Consider the following 24685-nt stretch of genomic DNA (forward strand, 5'->3'; position numbering starts at 1 on the left):
GACGAGCAGGATGAGCCCGATCGTCGTGAGGATCGACGGACCCCCGAGCAGACCGATGATGAGCAGAATCAGGCCAAGGACAACCATGTGTTTCCCTCTCCCTCCGGGGGTGTGTTGCTGAACCTGTACCCCCGGACGCGCGGGTCTCAAACCTCTCGACGTCGAGGTGCTCGTCTCAGTCGTCGCCCCGGGCCTCGATGGCCTCGTGGATCTCGAGGGTCCGGCGGGCGGACTCGACGTGGAGGTTCTCGATCATCCGGCCGTTGTAGGTGACGACGCCGGAGCCCCGGCCGTCCTCCCACGCCTGCAGGATGCCGCGCGCGTCCTCCACGGCCTTCGCGGACGGGGCGAACGCCTCGTTGGCCCCCTCGACCTGGCCGGGGTGGATCAGGGTCTTGCCGTCGAAGCCCATCTCGCGCCCCTGCCGGCACTCGGCGAGGAACCCGTCGGCGTCCTTCACGTCGTTGTAGACGCCGTCGAGGATCACCTTGCCCGTGGCCCGCGCGGCCAGCAGCGCGAGGCCCAGTCCGGCGAGCAGCGGCTGGCGGCCGGGGACGTGCTCGGCGTACAGCTCCTTGACGAGGTCGTTGGTGCCCATGACGAGCACGGCGAGCCGGTCCGACGCGGCTGCGATCTCGTGGGCCCGCAGCATCGCCACGGGTGTCTCCACCATCGCCCACAGCGCGGTGTGGTCGGGGGCGCCGTGGCGGGCCATGGCGTCGACGAGCGCGTGGACCGCGTCGGCGCTGTCCACCTTGGGCACGACGATGGCGTCGGGCCCGGCCGCGCAGGCGGCGGCCATGTCGGCGTCGTGCCACTCGGTCCCCGCGCCGTTGACCCGGATCGTGACCTCGCGGCGGCCGTACTCGCCGGACTTCGCTGCCGCGCAGGCCGCCTCGCGGGCTGCCGGCTTGGCGTCCGGGGCCACGGCGTCCTCGAGGTCGAGGATCAGGCCGTCGCAGGGGAGCGTCTTGGCCTTCTCGAGGGCGCGCTCGTTGGAGCTCGGCATGTAGAGCACCGAGCGGCGGGGCCGGAAGTTCTCGCCCATGTCAGGCCTCCTCGGTCGCGATGGCGTCGTACTGCGCCTTGAGCTCCGGGTCGATCGCGGCGAGCTGCTCCGCGAGCTCGACCATGACCAGGCACTGCTTGAGGGAGGCGTCGTCCTCCATCTTGCCGTCGAGCATGACCGCGCCGGTGCCGTCGCCCATCGCGGCGACGACGCGGCGGGCGTGGGCGACGTCCTCGACGCTGGGGCTGAAGACGCGACGCGCGATGTCGACCTGCTTGGGGTGCAGCGTCCAGGTGCCGACGCAGCCCAGCAGGAAGGCGTTGCGGAACTGGTCCTCGCAGGCCACCACGTCCGCGATGTCGCCGAACGGTCCGTAGTAGGGGTAGATCCCGTGGGTCGCGCAGGCGTCCACCATCCGCGCGATCGTGTAGTGCCACAGGTCCTGCTGGTAGGTGCGCCGGGTGGGCGACTCGATGCCGTCGGAGGTCCTTGCCGGGTCCTCGCGCACGAGGTAGCCGGGGTGGCCGCCGCCGACGCGGGTGGTCTTCATGCGGCGGTCGGCCGCCAGGTCGGCCGGACCGAGCGAGAGGCCCTGCATGCGCGGGGAGGCGCCGCAGATCTCCTCGACGTTCGCGACGCCCCGCGCGGTCTCGAGGATCGCGTGGACCAGGATCGGCCGGTCCAGGCCCGCCTTGGCCTCGAGCTGGGCGAGCAGCCGGTCGACGTAGTGGATGTCCTCGGCGCCCTGCACCTTCGGCACCATGATCACGTCGAGCCGGTCACCGATCTCGGTGACCAGCGTGGTGAGGTCGTCGAGCACCCAGGGGCTGTCGAGGGCGTTGACGCGGGTCCAGAGCTGGGAGGGGCTACCGGGGCCGCCGAGGCCCTCGGTCTGGCGGGCGATCTTCACGAGGCCGGCGCGGGCGGCCTCCTTGTTGTCGGCCTTCACCGCGTCCTCGAGGTTGCCGAGGAGGACGTCGACGGTGCCGACCATCTGCGGCACCTTGGCCGCCATCTTCTCGTTGCTCGGGTCGAAGAAGTGGATCGCCCGGCTCGGCCGCGCCGGGATCTCCCGGAGCGGCTCGGGGGCGCCCACGGCGAGGGGGCGGAAGAAGTCCTTGGGACTGCGCACGGAGCCGGTCATGAGGCGGGAACCTAGCAGCGCGCTCAGGACCGCCGATATGACGAAGGTCTCCACCACCGGCGGCGTGGCGAAGCCGCCGTACCGGCGCCGTCCGTGGTGCCCGCCCGGGTGGCCGCGGCCGCGGCCGCGGCGGCCCTGCGGGCGTCGCGCCGCTCCCGCCAGGCCGTCACCGTCGCGTCGACGTCGCGGGGCATGGTGACGAGCGGCGGGCCGTCGACCGGCGTGTAGCGGGCGCGGAGCACGCGGCCGTTGAAGTCCTCGAGCGCCTCGCGGACCTCGCGCTCGGAGGCGAGCGCGTCGAGCCGGCCGTCGAGCTCGGCGTCGTCCTTGCGCAGCTGCAGCGCCGGCGGCAGCACCCCGGTGACCTGCTCACGCTCGACCAGCTGCTTCAGCCACCAGTCGGGGTCGTGACGCGCCCCGAGGTCCTCGATCGGCTTGCCCGTACCCGGCAGGTCGTCGAAGTCGCCGCGCGCCATCGCCACCCGCACCTGCTGGTCGACCCAGGAGAGCTGCTGCTCGATCCGGTTGGCGGCCGCGGACCTCCCCGTCAGCCGGTCCTCGAGGGGCGACCGGTCGGGCGCGTCCGGCTGGGGCTCGTGCCCGGGCTCGTCGACCATCGGCGCGCCACCTCCTCGTCGTTCACGATAGTTCGTGACGTTCGGGTCGCTTTCCGGCCGTCCGGGCGACCCGTTCGTCACGAACTACCCGGCCCACGGTCAGCGACCGAGCGAGGCCTGCAACAAGATCAGCAGTGCCGCCGCCATCCCGAGGGTCCCCACCCAGGCCAGGGACAGGGCCGCGCCCGGGTTGGTGCGCCGGACCCGCAGGCCGCCGAGGATGATCGTCCCGCACACGAGCGTGGGCAGCGCGTAGAGCGCCGCGGCCAGGTACCCGAGTGCTGCGGTCGACGAGGGGCCTCCGAAAGCACCTCCCGCTGCGTCAGGGCCACGGTGGCGACCACGAGTGCGACACCCAGCCCGCACAGCACGAGGCCGGTCCGGCTGACGATCTTCAGCGAGGTGGGCTCGGCGGCGGCCCGGTCCGGGACGCCCGGTGGGGCAGCGTCGGCAGGGTCGGCAGGGTCGGCAGGGTGCTGGCTCACGCGCGCATCCTGCAGCATCCGGCCCCGGCTGTCTCGGATCCGAGAGCGCTGCCCGCGCGGCGTCGTTGACCCCCGGCGCGGACGTCGGTGGACTGGACCCGTGTCAGCCCTGCCAGCCGCCCCGGTGCACGACCTCGCCGGTCGTACGCCGTGCGCGGCGCGCCGCGGACCCCGCGACGCCGGTGTCCCCGGTGTCCCCGGTGTCCCCGGTGTCGTCGGCCCGGTGGCCGACGGTGATCGCGCCCACCGGGGTGTAGGCCGGCGGGACGCCGAACTCCTCGCGGAAGGCGTCGGTCCGCTCGGGCGGGATCCCGAAGAAGCAGGCGCCGAGGCCCTCGTCGACGGCGGTCAGCAGCACCAGCAGCGACGCCATGCCGGTGTCGACGTGCCAGTAGGGGACGGGCCACCGGCTCTCGTCACGGTCGGTCCAGCCCTTGTCGGGCTCGGCGTACCGGTCCAGGTAGGCGTCGCGGTGCGACAGCGGCACGATCACCACCGGCGCGGCGCGCATCCCGTCGAGCCAGCGGTTGCGGGCCTCCGGGTCCGGGCTGGTGGCACGCCAGAAGCGCGCGACGTCGTCGGGGGTGTCCAGCCGCAGGAACGCCCAGCCCTGGCTGAAGCCCGCGCTCGGGGCGCGGATCGCGTGCTCGAGCATCCGGTCCACGACGGCCGGGTCGACCGGCCGGTCGGCGTACCTGCGAACCATCCGGCGGCGGCGCACGACGTCCCTGAACTCCACGGAGCAGATCTTGTCGTTTGAGCAGATGTGGCGCGACCTCGAGCCGGTCGGCCGGTCGGCGGAGTCCGGCGGCTACTTCCGTCAGCCCTGGCTGAGCGCCGACAACGAGCTGCGCGCCTGGTTCGTCGAGGAGTGCCGCAACCGCGGGCTGGAGGTCGAGGCCGACGGCCTCGGCAACGTGGTCGCCTGGTGGCGGCCCGACCGGGCGACCGGCCAGGGGGTGCTGACCGGGTCGCACCTCGACTCCGTCCTCGACGGCGGCGCGTACGACGGCCCGCTCGGCGTGGTCTCGGCGCTGGCGGCGGTGGACCTGCTGCGCGACCGCGGCTTCACGCCGGCCCGGCCGCTCGGGGTCTCGGTGTTCGCCGAGGAGGAGGGGTCGCGGTTCGGGCTGGCCTGCCTCGGCTCCCGGCTCGCCGTGGGCGCGACCTCGTGGGAGCGCGCCCGGGAGCTGCGCGACCGCGACGGCGTCGCGCTGCCGGACGCGCTGGAGGCGGCCGGCCTCGACGGCACGCTCCGCCCGCTGCTGGACGGTGTCGGCGCCTTCGTCGAGCTCCACGTCGAGCAGGGCCGCGACCTCGTCGACCGGGGCACGGCGGTCGGCGTCGCCAGCGAGATCTGGCCGCACGGCCGCTACCGGTTCGAGTTCGGCGGCGAGGCCAACCACGCCGGCACCACCCGCATGGAGGACCGGCACGACCCGATGCTGACCTACGCGATGACCGCGCTGGCCGCCAACAAGCAGGCGCGGCTGGCCGGGCAACGGGCGACGTTCGGCCGCGTCGAGGTCGCCCCGAACGGCACCAACGCCGTCCCGTCCCGGGTGACTGCGTGGCTCGACGCCCGCTGCGAGACCGACGAGGCGCTCGCCTCGCTCGTCGCCGCGGTGGAGAAGCAGGCGGCCGAGCGGGCCGGTCGCGACGGCACGTCGCTGGCGGTGACCGCCGAGTCCGTCTCCGGCGCGGTGCGCTTCGACGACGACCTCGCCCGGCGGATCGCGGTCGACCACGAGGGCGGCGACTGGCCGGTGATCCCGACCATGGCCGGCCACGACGCCGGCATCCTCTCCGCGGCCGGCATCCCGACCGCGATGCTCTTCGTCCGCAACCCGACCGGAATCTCCCACTCGCCCACCGAGCACGCCGACACCGCCGACTGCCTGGTCGGGGTCTCCGCGCTGGCCGACACCCTCGAGAGGCTGGCCGGGTGAGCCCGGTGGAGGACCGGGCGGCGTACCTGCTGGAGCGCGCCTGGGTCGACGGCGCCGTGCGCGACGACGTCCTCGTCGAGGTGGCCGACGGCCGGTTCGTCGCGGTCGTGCCCGGCGCGCCGGCGTCGCCCGAGCGGGATCGGGCCACCCGGCTCGCCGGGCTGGTGCTGCCAGGCCTGGCCAACTGCCACAGCCACGCCTTCCACCGGGCGCTACGCGGCCGGACGCAGCGCGAGCGCGGCACCTTCTGGACCTGGCGCGACCAGATGTACGGCCTGGCCGCCGGGCTCGACCCGGACACCTACTTCGCGCTCGCCCGGGCCACCTACCGGGAGATGGCGGCCGCCGGCGTCACCGCCGTCGGCGAGTTCCACTACCTCCACCACGGCCCCGGCGGCACGCCGTACGCCGACGCCAACGCGATGGGCCACGCCCTCGTCGCGGCGGCGCGGGAGGCGGGGATCCGGGTGGCGCTGCTGGACACCTGCTACCTCTCGAGCGGGTTCGGCGAGCCCACCGAGGGGGTGCAGCGCCGCTACGACGACGGCGACGCGCACGCGTGGGCCGGGCGCGCCGCCGCCCTCGCCGCCGGCGTCGACGACCCGGGCGTCGTCGTGGGCGCGGCGCTGCACTCGGTCCGGGCGGTGCCCGCCGAGCAGATGCCGGTGGTGGCCGAGTGGGCCGGCGCCGAGGCCGGCCGCCGGCCGCTGCACGTCCACCTGTCCGAGCAGGTCGCCGAGAACGAGGCGTGCGTCGCGGAGTACGCCCGCACCCCCACCGAGGTGCTCGCCGACCATGGCGTCCTCGGTCCGCTGACCAGCGCGGTCCACGCGACCCACCTGACCGACGACGACGTCGCCCTGCTCGGCCGGTCCCGGACGTACGCCGACCTGTGCCCCACCACCGAGCGCGACCTCGGGGACGGCATCGGTCCCAGCCGCAGGCTGCACGACGCCGGCAGCCGGCTCACGCTGGGCAGCGACAGCCACGCCGTGGTCGACCTCTTCGAGGAGATGCGGGCCGTCGAGCTCGACGAGCGGCTCGCCACCCAGCAGCGCGGCCACTGGACGGCCGCCGAGCTGCTGGCGGCGGCAACCCGCGACGGGCACGCCAGCCTCGGCTTCGCCGACGCGGGCCGGATCGCGGTGGGGGACCGCGCCGACCTCGTCGTGGTCGACACCCGCAGCCCCCGCACCGCCGGCACCGGCGCCGACGAGCACACCGCGGTCTTCGCCGCGGTCGCCGAGGACGTCGTCGCGGTGATGGCCGACGGTCGCTGGGTGGTCCGGCAGGGTGACCGCGAGGAGATCGGCCGCGAGCTCGACGCGGCCATCAGCAGGAGCTGGGAGGGACAGGCATGACCAGCCACATGAGCACGGTCATCACGAACATCGGCGAGCTCGTCACCAACGACCCGGAGGCCGACGACCTGCTCGGGGTCGTGCCCGACGCGGCGGTCGTGCTCGAGGGCGACCGGGTCGCCTGGACCGGGCCCACCTCCGCGGCGCCGGCGGCGGACGCGCAGGTCGACCTGGCCGGACGGACGGTGCTGCCCGGCTTCGTCGACAGCCACAGCCACCTCGTCTTCGCCGGCGACCGGTCGGCGGAGTTCGCCGCCCGGATGGCCGGCCGCCGCTACGAGGCCGGCGGCATCCGCACCACCGTCGCCGCCACCCGCGCCGCCAGCGACGAGCAGCTCACCAGTCACGTCGCCCGGCTGGTCGACGAGATGCGGCGGCAGGGCACCACCACCGTCGAGATCAAGAGCGGCTACGGGCTCACCGTCCACGACGAGGCGCGCAGCCTCGCTGTCGCCCGGCAGTTCACCGAGGAGACGACGTTCCTCGGCGCCCACGTCGTCCCCGCCGTCGAGGACGGCAGCCCCGGCGACCCCGCGGCGTACGTCGAGCTGGTGACCGGGCCCATGCTGGCCGCGGCGGCGCCGCACGCCCGCTGGGTGGACGCCTTCTGCGAGCGGGGAGCCTTCGACGCCGACCAGGCCCGCACCGTGCTCGAGGCGGGCGCGGCGGCCGGGCTGCGCGGCCGGCTCCACGCCAACCAGCTCGGACCCGGCCCCGGCGTTCAGCTGGCCTGCGAGCTCGGCCTCGTCGCGGTGGACCACTGCACCTACCTCGACCCGGCCGACGTCGCGGCCCTGCGCGACAGCGGCACCATCGCCACGCTGCTGCCGGGCGTGGAGTTCTCGACCCGCCAGCCCTACCCCGACGCGCGGGCGCTCGTCGACGCCGGCGTCCGGGTCGCGCTCGCCAGCGACTGCAACCCGGGCAGCTGCTTCACCAGCTCGCTGCCGCTGTGCATCGCACTGGCGGTCCGCGAGATGGGGCTGACCCCCGCTGAGGCGGTGCACGCCGCCACCTTCCGGGGCGCCGAGGCGCTCGACCGCGACGACGTCGGCGCGCTGGTGCCGGGCCGGCGCTCGGACCTGGTCGTGCTCGACGCGCCCAGCCACGTGCACCTCGCCTACCGGCCGGGCGTGCCGCTGGTGAGCGCCGTGTGGCGGGGTGGCCGTCCCGTCTGAGGTAGCGGACGGGGCGTGAGGCGGCGGAATAGGGCACGCGCCCGATGTGCGGGGCTACCTCAGGCGGCGAGTCTCGGTGACACCGAGACCCGCCACCCGTTCGAGGAGCACGCCGTGTTCGACGCCAGCAGCAGCCCCTTCCTCCAGTCCGAGCTGGAGTACCGCGCCGCCCGCCTCCGGGCGGCCGCCCGCCCCCGCCGTCGGGAAGGCCGCCGTCAGCACCCCCGACAGAGCCGCCAGAACCGCCCCGACGCCGGACGCTGACGGCAGGTGGGGTCCCGTTGGCGGGGCGCTCACCGGCGGGGCGCGCCATGATGGGCCCCGTGGCGGTGCACACCAGCGACGTGCTGGTCGGACGCGACGCAGAGCTGACCGAGCTTGCGTCGCTCCTCGGCGTACACCCGGACGGAGCCGGCGCGGCGCCCCCGTCCGGCGGCGCGGTGCTGCTGTCGGGCGACGCCGGCGTGGGCAAGACCCGGCTCCTCACCGAGCTCACGACCCGGGCCGAGACCGCGGGCTGGCAGGTCTTCGTCGGCCACTGCCTCGACTTCGCCGACAGCGCGCTTCCCTACCTCCCCTTCTCCGAGGTGCTCGGCAGCCTCGTCTCCCGGCTGCCCGACGTCGTCGAGGCGGTCGGCGGCTCCCACCCCGCCCTGGCGCGGCTGCAGCCCGGCCGTCGCGTCCTCAGCTCGGCCGGCGACTCCGAGGCGCTCGCCCTCGACCGGTCCGACCTCTTCTCCGCGGTCCACGACGTCGTGGAGGCCGCGGCCGCGCAGGCGCCGACGCTGCTGGTGGTCGAGGACGCCCACTGGGCCGACCAGTCCACGCGGGACCTGCTCACCTTCCTCTTCACCCGCGCCTTCGCCGGTCCGGTCGGCCTCGTCGTCTCCTACCGATCCGACGACCTCCACCGGCGACACCCGCTGCGCCGCCAGGTCGCGGAGTGGTCGCGGCTGCGGGGCGTCGAGCGGCTGGCGCTCGAGCCGCTGTCGCCGCCCGACGTTCGCAGCCTGATCCACGAGCTCCACCCCGCGCCGCTGGCGGACGCGGAGGTCGCCGACATCGTCGACCGCGCCGAGGGCAACGCCTTCTTCGTCGAGGAGCTCGTCGGCGCGGCCAGCGGACCTGGCCGGTTCGTCCCCGCCGAGCTGGCCGACGTGCTGCTGGTCCGGCTGGACCGGCTCGACGACACCGCCCGCCAGGTGGTGCGGGCCGCCAGCGTCGCGGGACGCCGGGTGTCCCACGAGATGCTCAGCGCGGTCTCCGGGCTGCCGGAGTCGGCGCTCGACGACGGCCTGCGCGCCGCGGTGGAGATGAACGTGCTGGTGCCGCTCGACGGCCACTACGTCTTCCGCCACGCGCTCCTCGGGGAGGCGGTGTACGACGACCTGCTCCCCGGCGAGCGGGTGAGGCTGCACGCCACCTTCGCGGCGGCGCTGCGCGAGCGCCGGGCCGCGGGCGTCGCGGCCGAGCTGGCGCGGCACGCTCGGCTCGCGCTCGACCTCGACACCGCGCTCCACGCGAGCATCGAGGCCGGCGACGACGCCCTGGCCGTCGGCGGACCGGTCGAGGCGGCGCGGCACTACCAGCAGGCGCTGGAGCTGGTGGCCGACCCGGCGCGGGGACCGGCGAGCGGGGTCGACGTCTCCAAGCTGGCGGTCTCGGCGGCCGAGGCGCTCACGGCCGGCGGCCAGCCGATCCGGGCGGCGGCGCTGCTGGCGGAGCAGCTCGCGGCGCTGCCGGACGACGCGCCGGCGGAGGCGCGGGCCCGGATGCTGGCGTTCCGGGCGACGGCGCTCGCCGTGACCGAGCCCGACGAGGACCCGTGCGAGGTGTCGGCCGCGGCGGTCGCGCTGGCGCCCCACGACATGCCGAGGCTGCGGGCCAAGGTGCTCACCGTCCACGCCCGGATGCTGGCCCGGGCCGGCCACTACGAGCGGGCTGAGGAGGTCGGCCTCGACGCGCTGGCGCTCGCCGAGCAGCACGACCTTCAGGTGCTGGCCTCCGACGTCCTCACCACGCTGTCGGCGCTCAAGAACTCCGGGCCCAAGGAGGCCCTGCAGGCGTCCCTCGGGCAGGCGGTCGAGCGGGCCGCGGCCTCGGGTGCCCTCCACGCCGAGCTGCGCGGGATCGTCCTGCTCGGCCACAACCACCAGGACTGGGCCGAGCTCGACCGGGCCGCGGAGTGGTACCGCATCGGCGTCGAGCGGTCGCTGGCCGCCGGCATCCCCTTCGAGCCGTGGGGGTTCGAGAGCCGGATCCAGCTCGCCTGGATCCACCGCGTCCGCGGTGACTGGGACGCCGCGCTGGCGCTCGCCGACGTGCCGGGCCAGGCGGCACCACCCGTGCCGGCGGCGCAGCTGCGCTGTCTGCAGCTCCAGGTCGCGCTCGCCCGGGGCGAGACCCCGGCCGAGCACCCGCGCGCGCTGCGGGCCATGTGGCGCTCGGAGGGCATGGTTGCCATCAGCGGCGCCGCGCTCGAGATGGAGCTGGCCGCGCGGGACGGCGACGCCGACGCGGTCGTCGCGGCGTACGACGACGTGGTGGCGACCATGACCGAGATCTGGCACGAGTGGTTCAGCGCCCGGGTCCGGCTGGCCGCGACCGCGCTGGGCGGGCTGGCCCGGCTGGTGCCGTCGCTGACTGCGGCCCGGCGACCGGCGTACGTCGAGGTGGCCGACCGGCTCCGGCAGGACGCCCGCACCGTGCTGCAGCGCTTCGCCGAGCCCGGCAGCTGGGGCGCCGAGGGCCGGGCGTGGAGCGCGCGGGTCGAGGCCGAGTGGGCGAGGGTCCGCTGGCTGAGCGGCCTGGACGGTCCCGACGGCACGGACCAGGACCGGCTCGTGGCCGCGTGGCGGAGCGCCGAGGAGGCGTTCGAGGCGTTCGGCGACGTCCACGAGCTCGCGCAGGTGCGCACCGCCCTGGCCGGCGTGCTCCGGGCGACCGGTGACGCCGCGGGCTCACGGGTCGTGGCCGACCAGGCCCGGGAGGCGGCCCAGCGGCTGGGGGCGAGGCCGCTCCTCGACGAGCTGCGCACACTCGGCACCACTCCCGCCCGGGCCACCGGGGCCGGGTCCGACGCGCTGACCCCGCGGGAGCGGGAGATCCTCGAGCTGGTCGCGCTGGGCCGGACCAACGGTGAGATCGGGAAGCAGCTGTTCATCAGCACCAAGACCGTGAGCGTCCACGTCTCCAACATCCTCGGCAAGCTCGCTGCGGCCGGCCGCACCGAGGCCGTCGCCGAGGCGAGGCGCCGGGGGCTGCTGGCCTGAACCGGTCCGCCGCGCCGCCCGCCCCCTCGCAGTCGGGGCAGTCGGGCAGGCACGTCGGGGCAGGCATGCCGGGAGGGCTCACGGGGCACGGTCCCGGCGCCGCCCTTGTCCGCCCCCGCTCGGCTGGCAAGACTGGGGCGCAACGTCCGCACCAGCCCGAACCCAGGAGGATCGCATGACCCCCGACGAGCCGCTGAACGACGACGACATGACGACCACGCCGCAGGCGAGCTCCGGTCCGGGCGTGACTGGTGACGCCGACGCGGCGGACGGTGGCGGCGGGGACGCCGACGGCACCGACTCGGACGCCTCGGACGGCGACTCCACCGACGCCTCCGACGGGGACGCCGGCGACGCGGATGCGGACGCCTCGGACGCCGACGCCGACGCCAGCGACGCGGATGCGGGCGCCTCCGACGCGGACGCCGACGCCTCCGACGCGGACGCCGATGCCTCGGACGCCGACGCCTCCGACGCGGACGCCGATGCCTCGGACGCCGACGCCGATGCCTCGGACGCGGACGCCGACGCCACCGACGGCGACGCGTCCGACTCGACCGACGGGGACGCGTCCTGAGCCCGCACCCCGCGCTCGACCTGCTCAGCGGTGACGCCCAGACCTTCCTCACGAAGGTCTGGGCGTCCCGCGTGCACCTCCACCGCGCCGACCCCGAGCAGCTGGTGGGGCTGCTGTCGCTCGACGACGCCGACCACCTGCTGACCGAGACGGCGATCCGCACGCCGTCCATCCGGCTGGCGCGCGACGGGTCGGTGCTGCCGGAGTCGGCGTACACCCGCCGGGCGACGCTGGCCGGCAGGCCGCTGTCGGGGCTCGTCGACACCCGCAAGGCGCTGGCCGCCTTCGACGAGGGCGCGACCGTGGTCTTCCAGGGGTTGCACCGCTACTGGCCGCCGCTGACCCGGCTGGTGGCTCAGCTCGAGCTCGAGCTCGGCCACCCGTGCCAGGCCAACGCCTACCTCACCCCGCCCGGCTCGCAGGGCTTCGCGGTCCACTCCGACCGGCACGACGTGTTCGTGTTCCAGACCGCGGGGTCCAAGCGGTGGGAGGTGCACACGCCCGATGCTGTCGAGGACGTCGTGCTCGAGCCCGGGCTCTCGATGTACCTGCCGACCGGGACCCCGCACGCCGCCCGCGCCCAGGACACCGTGTCGCTGCACGTCACGCTCGGCATCAACCAGCTGACCTGGCGCGGCCTCGTGCGCCGCACCGTCGAGCAGGCCCTGGCCGGGGTGGACGACGGGCACCTGCCCGCCGGGTACCTCGACGAGCCGGGCGCGCTGGCCGACGGCCTCGCCGACCGGCTGGAGCGGCTGGCCGAGGCGGTGCGCGGGCTCGACGCCCCGGCCGCCGTCGACGCGGAGGTACGCCGCTTCCTGACCGGCCGCAGCCCCCGGGTGCCGGGCGGGCTCCGCGACGTGCTGGCAGTCCGGGACCTCGCCGACGACACCCTGCTTCAGCGGCGGGCCGGCCACCCGTGCGTGCTGCTGGACTCTGGGGAGACCGGCGACCGGGTCGAGGTGCTGCTCGGCGACCGCTCGCTGCACGTGCCGGCGTGGGTGCGGCCCGCGCTGGAGGAGGTCCGGGTGCGGACCCGGCTGCGGCCGGCCGACCTGGCCGAGCACCTCGACCCGCAGAGCCGGCTGGTGCTGTGCCGCCGGCTGGTCCGCGAGGGGCTGCTCGAGGTCGTGGGCTGATCACGTGACCGACCCGTCGTACCGCTGCTCCGCCGCCAGCCTGCTGCGCGACGAGCCGGTGGCCGGCACCGCCTCGACGGTGCGGGCGTTCCTGCTCGTCGAGCACGCCGGGCCGTGGGGCGTCGACGCGCTGCGCGACGCCCGGCTGCCCGACGGGCTCGGCGCCGAGCTCGGCGCGCGCGCCCGCGAGGCCGGGGTCCGGGTGCTGCTCGTCCGCCGTCCCGGCCGCCGGGCCGGCGGCGCCGGCCAGGCCGGGCCGGCGACCGTCCTCGCGGCGTACGCCCACCCGCACCGGCCCTGGCTGGAGCGGGGCGAGGTCGCCGACCTGCGGGAGGTGCTCGACCTCGACCTCGCGGCGCTGCGGGCAGGTGATTCAGCGGGAATCACCCGCCACGACGGCACGGTGCTGTGCGTGTGCACCCACGGCCGGCACGACGCCTGCTGCGCCGAGCGCGGCCGGCCGGTCGCCGCCGCGCTCGCGGCCGCGCACCCCGAGGAGACCTGGGAGGTCTCGCACATCGGCGGGGACCGCTTCGCCGGCAACATGCTCGTGCTGCCGCACGGCCTCTACTACGGGCGGCTCGAGAAGCCGGCCGCCCTCGCCGCCGCGGGTGCCCTCTCGTCGGGGCAGCTCGAGCTCGACCACCTGCGCGGCCGCTCCGGCTGGGCGATGCCCGTCCAGTACGCCGAGATCGCGCTGCGCCGCGAGCTCGGGGAGACCCGGGCCGACGCGCTCCGGCTCGTGGCGCGGAAGGCCGAAGACGGCGTCACCGACGCCGTCTTCGCCGTCGGCGCCCAGCAGTACGCCGTCCGCGTCCGCACCACCCGCGGCCCCGACACCGCCCAGCTCACCTGCCGCGCCGAGCGCGAGAACCCGTTGCCCTGCCACGAGCTGCTCGGCATCCGCCGCGCCTGATCCACCGTTGAGTCCGCACTTCTGACCGTCGATTCCTGACATTTGTCGGGACTCGACGTGCGGAACTCCCGACTCGACCGTGGGAAGTGCGGACTCAACGGGAGGGGTTGACGTACTCGTAGTATGGGACGGCCCGCGGACCGGAACAGGGGAGGCGAGCCGACATGGCGCTCGACCAGCAGACCGACGAGCTGACGCAGCAGCGGCTGGATCGCATGCGCCCCTACGGCGACAAGGCGCCGCCGCGGATCGACTCCCGCGAGCTGCCGCCCGGGCCGCGATGGCCGGCCCCCGTGCAGACCGTGGCGCTGCTGCGGTTCCGCCACCAGTTCGTGCCGTGGGCGCACCGCCGCTACGGCGACGTCTTCACGGTGCGGATCGCGCCACGGCGCAGGCCGCTGGTGTTCTTCACCCGGCCCGAGCACGCCCGCGAGATCTTCGCCGGGGACCCGGAGGTCTTCCATGCGGGCAAGGGCAACGCGATCCTCGGTCCGGTGATGGGGGAGCACTCGCTGCTGCTGGTGGACTCCTCCCAGCACAAGCGCGCCCGCAAGCTGCTGATGCCCGCGTTCAACGGGCAGGCGCTGCGCGGGTACGAAGGCCTCGTCACCAGGCTCGCCCGCGAGGAGGTCTCGCGGTGGCAGCCCGGCGACGAGCTGGCAGCCCTCGACCGGATGAACGCGCTGACCCTCGAGGTCATCCTGCGCGTCGTCTTCGGCATGACCGACGACCGCCGGCTCGCCGAGCTGCGGCCCCGCGTCAACAAGACGGTCGACGTCAGCCCCGCGATCCTGCTGGGCTGGGGCTGGCCCTGGCTCCAGCACTTCGGGCCGTGGCGCCGCGCCGTGCAGAACCAGTGCGAGCTCGACCGGCTGATCTACGCCGAGATCCGCGAGCGCCGGCTGGCCCCCGACCTCGCCGAGCGAACCGACGTGCTCTCCCGGCTGATCCAGGTGGACGACGAGGGCGACGGGCTGTCGGACGTCGAGCTGCGCGACCAGCTGGTGACCCTGCTCCTCGCCGGCCACGAGACCACGGCGACCGCACTGGCGTGGGCTCTCCACGAGATCGGCCGTGACCCCGAGCAGCGCCGCCGCGCCCGCGAGGCCGCCGCCACCGGCGACGACGCATGGCTCGAGGCGGTGCTCAAGGAGTCCCTGCGGCTGCACCCGGTCATCCCGGAGGTCGTCCGTACGCTCCAGCGGCCGGCCACCGTCGGCGGCATCGACCTGCCGGCGGGCGCGACGGTCGGGCCGATGATCCTCATCGCCCATGGCCGCGCCGACAACTTCGAGGACCCAGAGACCTTCCGGCCCGAGCGGTTCGTGGGCCAGAACCCGCCGGCCAACACCTGGATCCCGTTCGGAGGCGGCGTACGCCGCTGCATCGGCGCCGGCTTCTCGCTCATGGAGGGGGTCGCCGTGCTGCGCGAGGTCTTCTCGCGGTACGACGTCACCGCGGTGGGCGAGGAGAAGCCGAAGGTCCGCAACATCACCAGCGTGCCGAGCCACCGGGCGCGGATCCGGCTCCACGCCCCCGCCTGACCCCGACGGGACGGCACACGTCAAACCTGATTGGACCCCCACGAAAAAGGGGTGCGCGGCCACGGGGCGCGGTGTCACGATTTCTGCTCGTGACCATCCGAGAGCGACTGCGCGCGATGCGCGTCGACACCACCCCGCTGCAGTACCGCGACTTCCGATTGCTGTTCGTCGCGGGCACGGTGTTCTACCTCGGCGGCATGGTCAGCTACGTCGCCATCCCGTTCCAGATCTACCAGCTGACCGGGTCGAACTTCGCGGTCGGCGCCATCGGCCTGGTCGAGCTGGTCCCGCTCGTCGTGTTCGGCCTGTACGGCGGCGCGCTCGCGGACCACGTCGACCGCCGCAAGCTGCTCGTGTGGACCGGCGCCGCGCAGGCGGTGATCATCGGCGTCCTGGCGGTCAACGCGTTCCGTGACGAGCCGAGCATCCCGCTGATCTTCCTCATGGCCGGCCTCCACGCGGCCACCTCGTCGATGCAGCGCCCCTCCCGCGAGGCGCTCATGCCGCGCACGGTGCCGCACGACAAGATCATGGCCGCCAACGCGCTGACCAGCCTCGGCATGGAGATCGGCGTCCTCGTGGGTCCGCTGGTCGGCGGTCTGCTCGTGGCCTACGTCGGCATCGGCTGGTGCTTCGTCATCGACATCGTCGCGCTGGCCGTCGCCACGGTCCTCTACTTCCTGATGCGGCCCTACCCGCACCGCGCCGAGACCACGCCACCCAGCCTGGCCGGCATCGTGCAGGGCGTCCGCTATGCGTTCTCCCGCAAGGACCTGCTCGGCACCTACTTCGTCGACATCGCCGCCATGCTGCTCGCGATGCCGGTGGTGCTGTTCCCGGCGTTGGCCGAGGAGGTCTTCAGCCAGCCGCAGCTGCTGGGCCTGCTCTACTCGGCCGAGACCGTCGGCGCACTGGTCGCGACGGCGCTCAGCGGCTGGACCGCACGGATCCACCACCACGGGCGCGCGATCGTGATCGCCGCGGCGGCGTACGGCGCGTGCCTCGCGCTCGCGGGCCTGATGCCGAGCATCTGGCTGGTGCTGCTGTTCCTGATGCTCTCGGGCGGTGCGGACATGATCTCCGGAGTCTTCCGAGGCACCGTGTGGAGCCAGACCATCCCGGAGCAGATGCGGGGTCGGCTGGCCGGCATCGAGATGCTGTCCTACTCGATCGGTCCCCTCGGCGGCCAGGTCCGGGCCGGCCTCACCGCCGATCTGTGGTCGGTCCGCGGCGCCATCACCAGCGGTGGCATCGCCTGCATCGCCGGTGTCGCGGTCACCGCGGCCGTGCTGCGCGACTTCTGGAGCTACGACGCCCGCACCGACGAGTACGCCGTCGCCGAGCGGGAGGCCCGCGCGGCCGCGGGCGAGCCGATCGGGTGACCCGGGTCTCCCTCAGCGGCCCCATCGTGGGCGCCGGTTGGCCCGGGTTGCGCCCGTCGGTGAGAATGACGTGCGTCGTCCACAGCACCTGGGGGTAGGTCCGTGCCTGACCGCGAAGTCTCCGAGCGCACCGAGCGCCCGGTCGTCGCCGGCCTCGTCGCGCTGCTCGGGGTGGGGCTGGCGGTCGGTCTGGTCCTCGGCCTCGCCGCCCTCGCCGGCACCCGCATGCTGGGGCTGGGCGGCGACGAGGTCGCCGCCGAGACCACCGGGGGTGCCTCGCTGTACCTGCCGAGGCCGGTCCGTACGAGCGCCAACACCGACCCGCTCATCACCCTCAACGCGCAGCCGACCCAGGAGCCGAGCCAGTCCGGCAAGCCCAAGAAGCCCGAGAAGTCGGAGAAGCCGGCGCCCGTCATCTCGTTGTCCGCGGGGCAGACCGCCGTGGCGCCGATGCAGCAGATCGACCTGACGGGTGTCTACCAGGGCGGCGAGGGCGCGGTGCTGCAGGTGCAGCGCTACACCGGCGGGGCCTGGAAGGACTTTCCGGTGACGGTCTCCGTCAGCGACGCGACCTTCTCGACGTACGTCCAGACGAGCCAACCAGGCGTCAACCGGTTCCGTGTGGTCGACACAGACAGCGGCCGGAAGTCCAACGAGGTCCGCATCCGGATCGGCTGAGTCAGGCCGCTCGCACCGGCTCGTCGACCTCCTCTGCGTCGGTGGCCGGGCGACCGGTGGTGACGGCCGTTCCGGCGGCACGGCCGGCCAGCAGCCCGCGCACGCCGTCCTGCACCGCCGGCTGCCCGGCCAGGACGCCACCGAGCACGAGCAGCATCCCGAGCGCCTGCACCGGCCCGAAGACCTCCCCGGCGAGCAGCACACCGATCACCACGCCTGCGACGGGGTTGAGCAGCCCGATCAGCGCCACCGCGCCGGCCGGCATCCGCCGCAGGCCGGTGAACCACGCGACGTACGCGAGGCCGGTGGCGACCAGGCCCATGTACAGGAAGCCGCCGACGGCGCGGGCGTCGAGCGCCGGCGGGGCGCCCTCGACCAGGACGGCGACCGGCACCAGCACGATCCCGCCGGCGACGAGCTGCCATGCGGCGAAGGTGAGCATGCCGACGGGCGGGTGCCAGCGCTTGACCAGCACGAAGCCGAACGACGACAGCGTCACCGCGCCCAGCGCCGCCGCGACGCCGACCGGGTCGGGGCTGACGCCGCCCTTCAGGACGAGAAGGGCCACCCCGCCGGCGCCGACGACCGCCGCGGCGAGGGAGACCGCCCGGGGCCGCTCGGCGATGAGCGCCCACGCGACGAGCGCCACCATGATCGGCGCCGTGGCCGTCATCGTGGCGGCGAGGCCGCCGGGCAGCCGGTAGCCGGCGAGGAAGATCAGCGGGAAGAACAGGCCGACGTTGAGCGTGCCGAGCAGCCCGGCGCGCCACCACCACACGCCACGCGGCAGCTGGCGGGTCCACGCGAGGAGCAGCAGGCCGACCGGCAGCGCCCGGACCGCAGCGGCGAACAGCGGCCGGTCCGGCGGCAGGAAGTGTGCCGTGACGTAGTAGCCCGAGCCCCACGCGATGGGGGCGATGGCCGCGATCAGCGGGACGCGCCAGTTGTTTTCCATGGAAGACATAATAGTTTCCTCGGAAGGTATATTCCCCGGCATGGACCATGAGCCCGATCACGTAGCCCGGATCATGGAGCAGTGGGCGCGCGAGCGCCCCGACGTCGACGTCTCGCCGCAGGGCGTGATCGGTCGCCTCAGCCGGGTGGCACTCGTGCTGAGCGCCGAGCTGACGAACGTGTTCGAGGAGCACGGCCTCGCCGAGGGCGAGTTCGACCTGCTCGCGACGCTGCGGCGCTCGGGGGCGCCGTACGCCCTGTCGCCGACCGCGCTGGCCGCGAGCACGATGGTCACCTCGGGGGCGATCACGAAGCGGGTCGACAGGCTCGTGGAGCGCGGGCTGGTGACCCGCACCATCGGCCAGACCGACGCCCGCGGCCGGGTCGTCGCGCTGACCCCGAAGGGGCGTCGGCTCATCGACCGGGCCTTCGACGACCACATGGCCAACGAGCACCGGCTGGTCGGGCTGCTCCCCGAGCGCGACAGGGCCCGGCTCGCCAGCCTGCTGGAGGACTGGGGCCGGGCCCTGGGTGCCGACTGACCGGGGTCGGTCGAGTGCGACGGGCTTTCAGGCGGGCACTCAGACGGGCACGTAGTCGAACGTGTCCGGGTCTGGGCCGATGCGGCCCTGGGGGCCGCGGTCCAGCGCGCTGATCGCGTCGACCTCGGCGGCGGACAGGGTGAAGTCGAAGATCTCGAAGTTCTCCCGCATCCGCTCCTGCCGCAGCGACTTCGGGAAGACGATGTCGCCGCGCTCGACGTGCCAGCGCAGGGTGACCTGGGCGGGCGTCTTGCCGTGGCGCTGGGCGATCTCGCCGATGACGGCGTCGTCGAGCACCTGGCCCTGCGCGATCGGGGACCACGCCTCGACCTCGACGCCGTGGCGGATCGACGCGGCGCGGGCGGCCTCGTTGGTGAAGTAGGGGTGGACCTCGATCTGGTTCACCGCCGGCACCACGCCGGTCTCCTCGATGATCCGGTCGAGGTGGGCCGGCTGGAAGTTCGAGACGCCGACCGAGGTGGCGCGGCCGTCCTCGACGAACTCGGCGAGCGTGCGCCACGTCGAGACGTAGTCGCCGTCGTAAAGCGTCGGCAGCGGCCAGTGGATGAGGAAGAGGTCGATCCGGTCGAGGCCGAGCGCGCCCAGCGTCTCGTCGAACGCGCGGCGCGCGTCGTCGGGCCGGTGGAAGCCGTTGTTCAGCTTGCTGGTGACGTAGATGTCCTCGCGGGTGAGCCCGGAGTCGGCAATGGCGGCGCCGACGCCCTTCTCGTTGCCGTACATCTGCGCCGTGTCGATGTGGCGGTAGCCCACCTCGAGCGCCTGCGACACCACGTCGGCGGTGTCCTCCGGCGGCACCTGCCAGGTGCCGAACCCGAGCTGGGGGATGGTGGTCTGGTCGTGGAGCGTGATCGTCGGAACGGTCATGCCCGGCATGACAATGCAGACCCCGCCCGCTATTCCGGCTCGGGCCGGTTCGGAGCCCATTGTGGCGATGCTCACCGAGCGGCTCCGGACGGCCCACCGGCCGGCTCGGCCCGTAGTGTCCCCGCATGGCGACCGTCGACCTCCGCCCCTTCGAGGACCACGACGCCGAGGCCGTCGCCCGGCTGTCGACGACGGTCCAGTGGCCCTCGCTCACCGACCCCGACGTCGTGCGCCGGGTGTGCACGGCGCCCGGTGCCGTGGCGTACGTCGCCGTGCACCGGGGTGAGCGCGAGGAGGTCGTCGGCTGGGCGCAGGCGATGGGGGACGGGGTGCTCCAGTCCCACCTGGGCTTCCTGGCCGTCCACCCCGACCACCGTCGGCGCGGCATCGCCCGGCTGCTCGTCGTCGCGACCTTCCAGGCCACCCGCACCAAGCGGATGGATCTCGTCACCGATGCGGCGGCGGAGCCGTTCTACGAGGAGTTCGGGCACAAGCGGATGTCGGGCTACCGGATCTATCCCGGGGCGTGACCGGCGGGAATCCCGGACTGGACCGGTGTGTTGTGCCCCATGAGCGAAGTTGAGTTGAACGGGCTCAACTTGTTTGCCACACTCGCACTGAGCGGCGCAGGATGGCCGCACCCACGCACTTCAACCGGAGGTAACACACCATGGCACGAGCGGTCGGCATCGACCTGGGCACGACCAACAGCGTCGTGTCCGTCCTGGAGGGTGGCGAGCCCACCGTCATCGCCAACGCCGAGGGCGCCCGCACCACCCCGTCGGTGGTCGCGTTCGCCAAGTCCGGCGAGGTCCTCGTCGGTGAGGTCGCCAAGCGGCAGGCCGTCACCAACGTCGACCGCACCATCCGGTCGGTCAAGCGCCACATGGGCACCGACTGGAAGACGACGATCGACGACAAGTTCTTCACGCCGCAGCAGATCAGCGCCTTCGTGCTGCAGAAGCTCAAGCGTGACGCGGAGGCCTACCTCGGCGAGCCCGTCACCGACGCGGTGATCACCGTCCCGGCGTACTTCTCCGACGCCCAGCGCCAGGCCACCAAGGAGGCCGGGGAGATTGCCGGCCTCAACGTCCAGCGCATCGTCAACGAGCCCACCGCGGCCGCGCTGGCCTACGGCCTCGACAAGGGCGACGACCAGACCATCCTCGTCTTCGACCTCGGCGGGGGCACGTTCGACGTGTCCCTGCTCGAGATCGGCGAGGGCGTCGTCGAGGTCAAGGCCACCTCCGGCGACAACCACCTCGGCGGTGACGACTGGGACGCCCGCGTCGTCGAGTGGATGATCAAGAAGTTCAAGGACAACAACGGCGTCGACCTCGGCGCCGACAAGATCGCCAAGCAGCGCCTCCAGGAGGCCGCTGAGAAGGCGAAGATCGAGCTGTCCTCGTCCTCCGAGACCACGATCCACCTGCCCTACATCACCCACGGCGAGTCCGGCCCTCTGCACTTCGAGGAGAAGCTCACCCGCAGCGAGTTCCAGAAGATGACGGCCGACCTGCTCGAGCGCACCAAGCAGCCGTTCCAGTCCGTCCTCAAGGACGGCGGCGTGGCCATCAAGGACATCGACCACGTCGTGCTGGTCGGCGGCTCCACCCGCATGCCGGCCGTGACCGAGGTCGTCAAGGAGCTGCTCGGCGGCAAGGAGCCCAACAAGGGCGTCAACCCGGACGAGGTCGTCGCCGTGGGCGCCGCCCTCCAGGCCGGCGTCCTCAAGGGTGAGGTCAAGGACGTGCTGCTCCTCGACGTCACCCCGCTCAGCCTCGGCATCGAGACCAAGGGCGGCGTGATGACCACGCTGATCGAGCGCAACACCACGATCCCGACCAAGCGCTCGGAGATCTTCACGACGGCCGACGACAACCAGCCGTCCGTGGAGATCAAGGTGGCCCAGGGCGAGCGCCAGATGTGGGCGCAGAACCAGCCCCTCGGCAACTTCGAGCTGACCGGCCTCCCGCCGGCGCCGCGCGGCGTGCCGAAGATCGAGGTCACCTTCGACATCGACGCCAATGGCATCGTGCACGTCTCCGCCAAGGACCAGGCCTCCGGTCGCGAGCAGTCGATGACCATCTCCGGTGGCTCGGCGCTCGGCAAGGACGAGATCGACCGCATGGTCCGCGAGGCCGAGCAGTACGCCGAGGAGGACGCCAAGCGTCGCGAGGCCGTCGAGGTCCGCAACCAGGCCGAGTCCCTCGTCTACACCACCGAGAAGTTCCTCGACGAGAACGACGAGAAGCTGCCCGAGGACGTCAAGACCGAGGTCCGCGCCGACGTCGACGCCCTCAAGAAGACGCTCGAGAACGAGGAGGCCTCGGCCGACGAGCTCAAGGCCGGCGTCAGCAAGCTCGGCGAGTCCAGCCAGAAGATGGGTGCCGCGATGTACGCCGCCGCGGAGGCCGACCAGGCCGCAGCGGGTGGGGCCACCGGCGCCACGGGCGAGGCCGACGAGGACGTCGTCGACGCCGAGATCGTCGACGAGCAGACCGACGACACCAGCGAGGGTGACAGCAAGTGACGGAGTCCCGACCGGAGTCGGGCGTGGCGTCGCAGACCTCCGCCGAGGGGCAGCCGCAGGACGCGGCTGCCCCCGCCGGGGGCTTCGGGGAGGCCGCGGCCGAGATGGCCAACGAGACCGAGGTCGAGGCGAGCCCCGAGGACCTTCTCGACGCGGCCGCGGGGCCGACCGAGGAGCAGCTCGGGGCCGAGCTCGACGACGACCTGTCGCGGGCGAAGCAGGACCTCGCCGACCTGACAGGCGACCTGCAGCGGCTCCAGGCCGAGTACCTCAACTACAAGCGCCGGGTCGAGCGCGACCGCGAGCTCATCCGCGAGAACGCCACCTACGCCGCGCTGACGCCCATCATCGAGGTGCTCGACACCATCGACCGGGCCCGCGAGCACGGCCCGCTCGAGGACGGCCTCAAGACCGTCGCCGAGCAGCTCGAGCGCGTCGTGACCGGGCTGGGGCTGACCCGGTTCGGCGAGGTCGGGGAGCCGTTCGACCCGACGTTCCACGAGGCGCTGTCCCACATCGGGGAGGATCCCGACGTGAGCGTCACGACGTGCAAGGTGATCGCCAAGGCGGGCTACCGCATCGGCGACCGGGTCGTCCGGGCCGCGCAGGTCCTCGTGGTCGACCCGGCTTCGAGCTGACGAGCTGACGACAGTGGAAGGGAGGTGCGGGTGAGCACCGACGGTATGCGCGCCGACTGGGCGAACAAGGACTTCTACGCCGAGCTGGGTGTCGGCAAGGACGCCTCGGCCGACGAGATCAAGAAGGCCTACCGCAAGCTCGCCCGCGCCAACCATCCCGACTCCCACCCGGGCGACTCTGCTGATGCTCGGGCCAGGCACGAGAAGTTCAAGAAGGTCGCCGAGGCCTACGACGTCGTCGGCGACCCCGAGAAGCGCAAGAAGTACGACGAGATGCGCGACCTCTACGGCGCCGGCGGCTTCCGGGGTGGCTTCCCCGGCGGCTTCGGCGGCGGTACGGCGGGCGGTGGCGGCTTCAACCTCGACGACCTGCTGCGCGAGCGCACCGGCGGCGGGGGCGGGTTCGGCGACATGTTCGGCGACCTCTTCGGTGGTGGTCGTGGCCGGGCCCAGCGCCGTCCCCAGAAGGGGCCGGACGTCGAGACCACGGCGACCATCAGCTTCACCGATGCGCTCGACGGCGTGACCATCTCGCTGCGGCTCACCTCCGACGCGCCGTGCCCGGCCTGCTCCGGGACGGGTGGTAAGCCCGGCACCAAGCCGCACGTCTGTCCCGAGTGCGACGGCGCGGGGTTCGTCGTCGCCTCGGTCGGCGGCGCCTTCTCGATGAACGAGACCTGCCCGGCCTGCGGCGGGCGGCAGCTCGTCTACGACGAGCCGTGCCCCACGTGCCACGGCAGTGGCCGGGGCGCCTCGGCGCGCACCATCCAGGCCCGCATCCCGGCGGGCGTCAAGGACGGCCAACGGATCCGGCTCCGCGGCAAGGGTGGCTCCGGCGAGAACGGCGGTCCCGCGGGCGACCTCTACGTCACCGTGAAGGTCTCGCCCCACCGCATCTTCGGCCGCAAGGGCGACAACCTCACCCTCGACGTCCCGGTCTCGTTCGACGAGGCCGCGCTCGGGGCCGAGATCAAGGTCCCCACGCTGTCCGGCGGCCCGGTCACGCTGAAGATCCCGCCCGGCACGCCCAACGGCCGCACCTTCCGGGTCCGCGGCAAGGGTGCGCGCCGCTCCGACGGCACCCGCGGCGACCTGCTGGCGACCGTCGAGGTGCACGTGCCGGCGGTGCTCGACGACAAGGCCCGCGCCGCGGTGGAGGCCTACCGGCAGGCGACCGGCGGCAAGCCGCTGCGCGGCAACCTCTTCGAGGGCGGTGCCTGATGGCCACGCGTCGTGAGCACCCGGTCGGCCCGGTCGGCCCGGTCAGCCCGGCCGGGATCCCGACGCCCGGGCCCGACGTTGCCGTCTACGTCATCAGCGTCGCCGCGGAGCTCACCGGGCTCCACCCCCAGACGCTGCGCGCCTACGAGCGGATGGGGCTCATCACCCCCGGCCGCACCGGCGGCGGCGGCCGGCGCTACTCCCACCGCGACATCGAGCGGCTGCGCACCATCGCCGAGCTGACCTCGGCGGGCATCGGCATCGAGGGCGTGCGCCGGCTGCTCGACCTGGAGAACCAGATCGCCGCGCTGCGGGCCCGCAACGAGGAGCTCGTCGCCGAGCTCGAGGCCACCCGCGAGGCGCTGCGCCGGGCGGTGCGCCAGAACGGCGCGCAGGCCGGGGTCGGCGGCAGCCGGCTCCCCGTGCCGTGGCAGCCGCCCCCCGGGCAGTCCCTGGTCGTGTGGCGCCGGGGGCGCTGACCCCTCGCCCCCTCGCCCGCGTCGGCAGGTTTCCCGCCCCGCCGCTCCGGGGAATGACTGCACCACCCGGGCGTGCCCGGTGTGACTCGCTTGACAAATTCTGTCCGGATGTCGAATCGGCCAGTAGCCTCGTCCGGTCGGGACGGCCACTCCACGGGGGCCGGTGGCGAAGGGGTGGTGGC

At 73.8% G+C, this 24685-nt stretch carries 24 protein-coding genes; 17 read left to right on the top strand and 7 right to left on the bottom strand.

From position 1 onward, the window contains the following. Nucleotides 1–175 precede the first annotated feature (175 nt). The 5 genes from ACFP2E_RS11990 to ACFP2E_RS12010 form a co-directional block, all read right to left on the bottom strand. Nucleotides 176–1048, bottom strand: coding sequence for an HpcH/HpaI aldolase/citrate lyase family protein (locus tag ACFP2E_RS11990; protein WP_378522790.1), 873 nt, complete (start codon nt 1046–1048; stop codon nt 176–178). Nucleotide 1049: 1 nt separating this feature from the next. Beyond that, the gene (locus ACFP2E_RS11995) at nt 1050–2153 is read right to left on the bottom strand and encodes an HpcH/HpaI aldolase/citrate lyase family protein (protein ID WP_378522789.1); all 1104 of its coding nucleotides are present in this window, start codon (nt 2151–2153) and stop codon (nt 1050–1052) included. A 23-nt stretch (nt 2154–2176) separates the two neighbouring features. Then, entirely contained in the window at nt 2177–2770 is a 594-nt protein-coding gene (locus tag ACFP2E_RS12000; RefSeq protein ID WP_378522788.1) for a DUF1992 domain-containing protein, read from the bottom strand. Nucleotides 2771–2869: 99 nt separating this feature from the next. Continuing rightward, nucleotides 2870–3007 (bottom strand): hypothetical protein, encoded by a 138-nt coding sequence (locus ACFP2E_RS12005; RefSeq protein ID WP_378522786.1) that lies wholly within the window; start codon nt 3005–3007, stop codon nt 2870–2872. A gap of 351 nt (nt 3008–3358) precedes the next feature. Next, nucleotides 3359–3994, bottom strand: a complete 636-nt coding sequence (locus tag ACFP2E_RS12010; protein ID WP_378522785.1) for a nitroreductase family protein — start codon at nt 3992–3994, stop codon at nt 3359–3361. Nucleotides 3995–4004: 10 nt separating this feature from the next. On the opposite strand from ACFP2E_RS12010, the gene ACFP2E_RS12015 reads away from it, so the two are divergent. From ACFP2E_RS12015 to ACFP2E_RS12065, 11 genes are all read left to right on the top strand, one after another. Next, nucleotides 4005–5204 (top strand): allantoate amidohydrolase, encoded by a 1200-nt coding sequence (locus ACFP2E_RS12015; protein WP_378522784.1) that lies wholly within the window; start codon nt 4005–4007, stop codon nt 5202–5204. Beyond that, the gene (locus ACFP2E_RS12020; protein WP_378522783.1) at nt 5201–6565 is read left to right on the top strand and encodes a formimidoylglutamate deiminase; all 1365 of its coding nucleotides are present in this window, start codon (nt 5201–5203) and stop codon (nt 6563–6565) included. Before ACFP2E_RS12015 ends, ACFP2E_RS12020 begins: the two co-directional genes overlap by 4 nt. Before the next feature lie 8 nt (nt 6566–6573). Continuing rightward, nucleotides 6574–7743 carry an imidazolonepropionase gene (gene hutI, locus ACFP2E_RS12025; RefSeq protein ID WP_378522931.1) on the top strand — a complete coding sequence of 390 codons (1170 nt, stop codon included), beginning with the start codon at nt 6574–6576 and terminating at the stop codon, nt 7741–7743. Between the two features lie 114 nt (nt 7744–7857). Next, nucleotides 7858–8007: a hypothetical protein gene (locus ACFP2E_RS12030; protein WP_378522782.1), complete on the top strand. Its 150-nt coding sequence runs from the start codon at nt 7858–7860 to the stop codon at nt 8005–8007. 59 nt (nt 8008–8066) lie between these two features. Then, nucleotides 8067–11015, top strand: coding sequence for an AAA family ATPase (locus tag ACFP2E_RS12035; RefSeq protein WP_378522781.1), 2949 nt, complete (start codon nt 8067–8069; stop codon nt 11013–11015). A gap of 175 nt (nt 11016–11190) precedes the next feature. Then, entirely contained in the window at nt 11191–11592 is a 402-nt protein-coding gene (locus ACFP2E_RS12040) for a hypothetical protein (protein WP_378522780.1), read from the top strand. A gap of 71 nt (nt 11593–11663) precedes the next feature. Next, a complete protein-coding gene (locus tag ACFP2E_RS12045) occupies nt 11664–12731 on the top strand; it encodes a cupin domain-containing protein (RefSeq protein ID WP_378522779.1) in 1068 nt (355 codons plus the stop codon). A 4-nt stretch (nt 12732–12735) separates the two neighbouring features. Next, the gene (locus ACFP2E_RS12050; protein WP_378522778.1) at nt 12736–13647 is read left to right on the top strand and encodes a sucrase ferredoxin; all 912 of its coding nucleotides are present in this window, start codon (nt 12736–12738) and stop codon (nt 13645–13647) included. Nucleotides 13648–13811: 164 nt separating this feature from the next. Beyond that, a complete protein-coding gene (locus tag ACFP2E_RS12055; protein ID WP_378522777.1) occupies nt 13812–15191 on the top strand; it encodes a cytochrome P450 in 1380 nt (459 codons plus the stop codon). 89 nt (nt 15192–15280) lie between these two features. After that, entirely contained in the window at nt 15281–16573 is a 1293-nt protein-coding gene (locus tag ACFP2E_RS12060; protein ID WP_378522776.1) for an MFS transporter, read from the top strand. 102 nt (nt 16574–16675) lie between these two features. After that, nucleotides 16676–17251, top strand: coding sequence for a hypothetical protein (locus tag ACFP2E_RS12065; protein WP_378522775.1), 576 nt, complete (start codon nt 16676–16678; stop codon nt 17249–17251). 1 nt (nt 17252) lies between these two features. Here ACFP2E_RS12065 and ACFP2E_RS12070 read toward each other — a convergent pair whose 3' ends face one another. After that, a complete protein-coding gene (locus ACFP2E_RS12070; protein WP_378522774.1) occupies nt 17253–18215 on the bottom strand; it encodes an EamA family transporter in 963 nt (320 codons plus the stop codon). A gap of 31 nt (nt 18216–18246) precedes the next feature. Between ACFP2E_RS12070 and ACFP2E_RS12075 the strand changes: the two genes are divergently transcribed. After that, on the top strand, nt 18247–18747 hold the full coding sequence (locus ACFP2E_RS12075; RefSeq protein WP_378522773.1) for a MarR family winged helix-turn-helix transcriptional regulator: 501 nt from the start codon (nt 18247–18249) through the stop codon (nt 18745–18747). 39 nt (nt 18748–18786) lie between these two features. Here the strand turns inward: ACFP2E_RS12075 and ACFP2E_RS12080 are convergent, their stop codons facing one another. Then, nucleotides 18787–19632, bottom strand: coding sequence for an aldo/keto reductase (locus ACFP2E_RS12080; protein ID WP_378522772.1), 846 nt, complete (start codon nt 19630–19632; stop codon nt 18787–18789). A 125-nt stretch (nt 19633–19757) separates the two neighbouring features. Between ACFP2E_RS12080 and ACFP2E_RS12085 the strand changes: the two genes are divergently transcribed. The 5 genes from ACFP2E_RS12085 (at nt 19758) to ACFP2E_RS12105 (ending at nt 24503) form a co-directional block, all read left to right on the top strand. Next, nucleotides 19758–20162 (top strand): GNAT family N-acetyltransferase, encoded by a 405-nt coding sequence (locus tag ACFP2E_RS12085; RefSeq protein WP_378522771.1) that lies wholly within the window; start codon nt 19758–19760, stop codon nt 20160–20162. Nucleotides 20163–20302: 140 nt separating this feature from the next. Then, on the top strand, nt 20303–22165 hold the full coding sequence (gene dnaK / locus ACFP2E_RS12090) for a molecular chaperone DnaK (protein WP_378522770.1): 1863 nt from the start codon (nt 20303–20305) through the stop codon (nt 22163–22165). After that, nucleotides 22162–22803, top strand: coding sequence for a nucleotide exchange factor GrpE (grpE, locus tag ACFP2E_RS12095; RefSeq protein WP_378522769.1), 642 nt, complete (start codon nt 22162–22164; stop codon nt 22801–22803). The genes dnaK and grpE overlap by 4 nt, the downstream gene beginning before the upstream one ends. Nucleotides 22804–22848: 45 nt before the next feature. Next, nucleotides 22849–24024 (top strand): molecular chaperone DnaJ, encoded by a 1176-nt coding sequence (gene dnaJ / locus ACFP2E_RS12100; protein ID WP_378522930.1) that lies wholly within the window; start codon nt 22849–22851, stop codon nt 24022–24024. Continuing rightward, nucleotides 24024–24503 carry a heat shock protein transcriptional repressor HspR gene (locus tag ACFP2E_RS12105; protein WP_378522768.1) on the top strand — a complete coding sequence of 160 codons (480 nt, stop codon included), beginning with the start codon at nt 24024–24026 and terminating at the stop codon, nt 24501–24503. Before dnaJ ends, ACFP2E_RS12105 begins: the two co-directional genes overlap by 1 nt. The last annotated feature ends 182 nt before the right edge of the window (nt 24504–24685 follow it).

This window comes from Nocardioides sp. GCM10027114, assembly GCF_042659625.1.
In the GTDB taxonomy this organism is placed as follows: Bacteria; Actinomycetota; Actinomycetes; order Propionibacteriales; family Nocardioidaceae; genus Nocardioides.